The organism is Synechococcus sp. W60.3 (genome assembly GCF_047502615.1).
Lineage (GTDB): Bacteria > Cyanobacteriota > Cyanobacteriia > Thermostichales > Thermostichaceae > Thermostichus.
The window spans coordinates 14,474-18,797 of record NZ_JANSHJ010000041.1; the positions used below are offsets into that span (position 1 = coordinate 14,474).

Annotated in this window: 4 protein-coding genes; 3 read left to right on the forward strand and 1 reads right to left on the reverse strand. The window is 60.2% G+C overall.

Translation table 11 applies throughout. The annotated features are described in order from the left end of the window. The first annotated feature begins 202 nt into the window (after positions 1 to 202). Both NW846_RS11435 and NW846_RS11440 read left to right on the forward strand, forming a co-directional pair. Complete coding sequence (locus NW846_RS11435; RefSeq protein ID WP_414384367.1) at positions 203 to 2,335, forward strand: TIGR00300 family protein; 2,133 nt, start codon at positions 203 to 205, stop codon at positions 2,333 to 2,335. A 68-nt stretch (positions 2,336 to 2,403) separates the two neighbouring features. Then, complete coding sequence (locus NW846_RS11440) at positions 2,404 to 3,186, forward strand: S-adenosyl-l-methionine hydroxide adenosyltransferase family protein (RefSeq protein WP_414516054.1); 783 nt, start codon at positions 2,404 to 2,406, stop codon at positions 3,184 to 3,186. Between the two features lie 47 nt (positions 3,187 to 3,233). Here NW846_RS11440 and NW846_RS11445 read toward each other — a convergent pair whose 3' ends face one another. Continuing rightward, a complete protein-coding gene (locus tag NW846_RS11445) occupies positions 3,234 to 3,686 on the reverse strand; it encodes an Hsp20/alpha crystallin family protein (protein ID WP_011431920.1) in 453 nt (150 codons plus the stop codon). A gap of 287 nt (positions 3,687 to 3,973) precedes the next feature. Between NW846_RS11445 and NW846_RS11450 the strand changes: the two genes are divergently transcribed. Continuing rightward, positions 3,974 to 4,324, forward strand: a 351-nt coding sequence (locus NW846_RS11450) for a (2Fe-2S)-binding protein (protein ID WP_414516057.1), incomplete at its 3' end; no start/stop codon positions are given.

Genomic DNA, 4,324 nt, shown 5'->3' on the forward strand with positions numbered 1-4,324 from the left:
TCCGCGCCACCCCCAGTACATCAAAACTGTCTACGGGGCGGGCTACTGTCTGGAGTTGCCCAACATTGCCGATCCCAGCCCACTGCAGCCAGAGCTGGCGAAAGATTCCCACAAATAATGATTCTTTCATGATTCTTGAGGATGCTGCTCACGCAACTGCTAATCTAGGGGATGCCCTGCTGCAGATTGCGCTCTGAGATCTATGCCTGGTGCCATTCGGTATTTGATGTGCCCACCCGATCACTACGAGGTGGACTATGTGATCAACCCCTGGATGGTGGGGAATGTTCACCGCTCTTCGCGAGAACGGGCGCTGCAGCAGTGGCAGGCTCTTTATCGGCATCTCTCGCAGCGGGCGGAGGTGAAGCTAATCCAGCCGGTGCCGGGATGGCCGGATATGGTGTTTACGGCGAATGCTGGGCTCATCCTGGGATCCAAGGTGGTGCTGAGCCGTTTTTATCACCCAGAGCGGCAGGGGGAACAGCCCCATTTCAAGGCTTGGTTTGAGGAACAGGGCTACACCGTCTATGAGCTGCCGCCAGCCCTGGCTTTTGAGGGGGCGGGAGATGCTCTGTTGGATCGGGCAGGGCGCTGGCTGTGGGCGGGCTACGGCTTTCGCTCCATGTTGGAGTCTCACCCCTACCTGGCCAAGTGGCTGGGGATCGAGGTGTTGTCTTTGCGGCTGGTGGACGAGCGGTTCTACCACCTAGACACCTGCTTTTGCCCCCTCTCCGAAGGCTATTTGCTTTACTATCCACCGGCTTTTGATGCCTATTCCAACCGCTTGATCGAGATGCGGGTGCCCCCTGAAAAGCGGATCCCGGTTCAGGAGGCGGATGCCATTCACTTTGCCTGCAATGCCGTGGATGTGAACGGCACGATCTTGGTGAATCGGGTCAGCCCAGAGCTGGAAGCCGCCCTACAGGAGCGGGGATTTGCGGTGGTGCAGACGGAGCTGACGGAGTTCCTGAAAGCCGGTGGGGCGGCCAAGTGCTTGACATTGCGCCTCGACGAGACGGTGGCTCCCCAAACCGATCCGGTGGCCACGGTGCTCAGCCGGACGGTGACCCTCCAGGGACACTTGGTGGACAGCGACCTGCTCACCAGAGCCGTCGATTGCATTGTCGACAATGGCGGCAGCTTCCAGATCCTCAAGTTTCAGCTTGGGGAAAAACGGCAGAGCACCTCTACAGTGGAGCTGGCCGTTTCGGCTCCCACCGAAGAGACCCTGGACACCATCCTCAGCGCCTTGATCGAGCAGGGGGCCCGTCTCTCGGAAGAAACCCAGCAAGATGCCCGTCTGGAGCGGGTAGAGAAAGCAGGGGTAGCGCCCGACGATTTTTATGTCACCACCATCTATCCCACGCAGGTGCGGGTGGCCGGCCAGTGGATCCCGGTGCAGCGGCAGCGCATGGATGGGGTGATCGTGGTCAAGGGATCCGATTGCAATGGCAAGACGGAGTTTTCAGCCTACTGCACCCTGATTCGAGATTTGCAGGTGGGGGATGCCGTGGTGTGTGGGGTGGAAGGGATCCGCACCGTGCGCCAGGCCAGCAAAGAGCGCTCTTCCCAGGAGTTCACCTTTATGGGATCGGGGGTCTCCAGCGAGCGGCGGGTGGAGATCCTGGTGGAGCAGATTGCCTGGGAGCTGCGGCAAATCAAGGAGCGGGGCGGCAAAACGGTGGTGGTGGCAGGGCCGGTGGTCATCCACACGGGCGGTGGATCCCACTTGGCTACCCTGATTCGGGAGGGCTATGTGCAGGCGCTGCTGGGGGGCAATGCCATTGCCGTTCACGATTTGGAGCAGAATCTCTACGGCACCTCGCTGGGGGTGGATCTGTCGCGGGGCACCCCGGTCAAGGGCGGCCACAAGCATCACCTCAAAACCATCAACCTCATCCGCAAGTATGGCAGTATCCGGGCCGCAGTGGAAGCGGGCGTGATTACCGGTGGGGTGTTCTACGAGTGCATTCGCGCTCAGGTGCCCTTCTCCCTGGCGGGATCCATCCGCGACGATGGGCCGCTGCCGGATACGGAGATGGATCTGATCAAGGCCCAACAGGATTATGCGCGGCTGCTGCAGGGGGCCGACATGGTGCTGATGCTCTCCAGCATGTTGCACTCCATTGGAGCCGGGAACATGACGCCTGCCGGGGTCAAGCTGATCTGCGTGGACATCAACCCGGCGGTGGTGACCAAGCTGGCCGATCGGGGATCCCTAGAGTCGGTGGGGATTGTTACCGATGTGGGCCTGTTCTTGAGTTTGTTGGTGCAGCAGTTGGCGCGTTTGGGGCAGGTGTATGAGCGCCCGCAACCTGCTCTTGCTGCCCGCTAGCCACCCCATCCATAAGCGCTGTTATCTTTTGGGATCCTTAAACTGGGATCCTCAAGCCTCAAAAGGGTATGCCTTTTATTAGCCTGTTGACGGATTTTGGCCTGCAGGATCCCTATGTGGGCATTATGAAAGGGGTGATTCATACCCTTTCCCCACAGGCTCAACTCATCGACCTCAGCCATGGGATCCCGCCTCAGGATGTGGCAGCGGCTCGCTTTGCCCTGATGACGGCCTATCCCTACCTGCCGCCAGGCACCATTCACCTGGCCGTTGTGGATCCGGGGGTGGGGAGTAGCCGCCGGGCGGTAGCCATCCAAACCGAGACGGGCTTTTTGGTTGGCCCTGACAATGGCCTGTTCAGCGGCGTTTTGGCCCAAACTCCGGCGCTGGCTGCTGTGGAACTCAACCGGCCCCGCTATTGGCGCACCCCCTCTCCCAGCCGCACCTTTCATGGGCGGGATATTTTTGCCCCGGTTGCCGCTCATCAGGCCAACGGGATCCCTTTGGCGGAGCTGGGGGATCCCCTGGATGTGGCGGAATTGGTTCGGTGGGACTGGCCCCAGCCCCAGGAGGAGCCGGACGGCTGGCGTGGTGTGATCCAGGCCATCGATCACTTCGGCAACGGCATCAGCAATCTTCCCGGACAGTGGGTGGAAGGTCGAAGCTGGAGCGCCTGGATCAAAGGGATCCCCGTCCGCTCCGTGGCCACCTTTGCTGAGGGAGAAGTTGGAGAAGTGCTGGCCCTGGTGGGCAGCTCCGGCTGGGTGGAGATCGTGCAAAACCGAGGCAATGCCAGCCGTGCCTTGGGTTTCAAAGTGGGAGATGAGATGCGCGTGCAGTGGAACGGCTAGATCCCCTCGATCCCCTCGCCTGAAAAGAGAGGGAGAGACTGGGGATCCTAGGCAGGTTGGCTTTCCACCGTCACGGCTTCCGTCGGAGTAGTGGGGTTTGAGGCGCCCACTTGGACTTTGATCACCCGCGCTGCGTCGGCTTTGGGCAGAGTGAGGGTGAGGATGCCGTCGCGATAGGTGGCCGAGACTTTCTCCGGCTGGATGCGGCGGGCCAGCTTGAGGATGCGTTGAAAAGGTTGGGGCTCCACTTCTTGGTAGCGCAATTCAGCACCTTCAGGGCCGTGAACCTGGATCTCGCCGCTGATGGAGAGCTGTTGAGCCGTGGCCTCGATGTGGAAGCGTTCCCGATTGGCACCGGGCACCCACAACTGGACGGTGTAGGCTTCGCCGCTCTCCCAAACCTGCAGAGGAGTGGGCAGGAAGGAGCGAGAGCGTCCCCGGTTGGGCTCCGCTTGCAGAGCTTGTACCTCGAAAAGCGGGCTGAAGTAAAGAGTTGCCATAGTGTCTCCTAGGGTAAATAGGCTAAGTCATCAATGGAGTTGAGGGAAGCGAAGAGATCTCGGCAAAGAAGGCTTGGCCTGCACTTGGGATTTGAATTCACAAAATCCTGCTCTGATCATCCAAGAAAGCCATCCCAGCGAGGGAGGGCAAACCGATCTGCGATAGGCAGGATCCCCTCACCTCATGGGGAAGAGGGATGAAAACAAACAGGGCAATCCAATGGTTCACTCGAAACATTTTGCTCAAAACAGAATGGGGTAGATGTGAGTGAAAAAAGAAGACCGTTATGGATCCCACTCCCATTCCCATCCGATTTCAGGTGAACGGCCAACCCTATGGGCAGGTGGTTCCGCCGGGGATCACTCTGCTGAGCTTGTTGCGGGAGCTGGGCTGGGTGGGGGTACGCCGTGCCTGCGACTCGGGGGATTGCGGGGCTTGCACGGTGCTGTTGGAGGGGGATCCCGTCCACAGTTGCCTGTACCCGGCGGCGCGCTTGCAGGGCCAAGCCATCACCACCATCGAGGGGTTGGCCAGAGGCGGGGAATGGGATCCGATCGCGTCAGCGGGACGGAGTCCTTGCATTTCACCAAATTTTCGGGCTGGAGGCCCGCACCATAGCCGCAGGCTTGGTGTCGGG

Bases quoted from the DNA above. Each gene is read 5' to 3' on its own strand.
- NW846_RS11435 (WP_414384367.1), top strand. From the start codon at position 203: ATGCCTGGTGCCATTCGGTATTTGATGTGCCCACCCGATCACTACGAG.
- NW846_RS11440 (WP_414516054.1), top strand. From the start codon at position 2,404: ATGCCTTTTATTAGCCTGTTGACGGATTTTGGCCTGCAGGATCCCTAT.
- NW846_RS11445 (WP_011431920.1), bottom strand. From the start codon at position 3,686: ATGGCAACTCTTTACTTCAGCCCGCTTTTCGAGGTACAAGCTCTGCAA.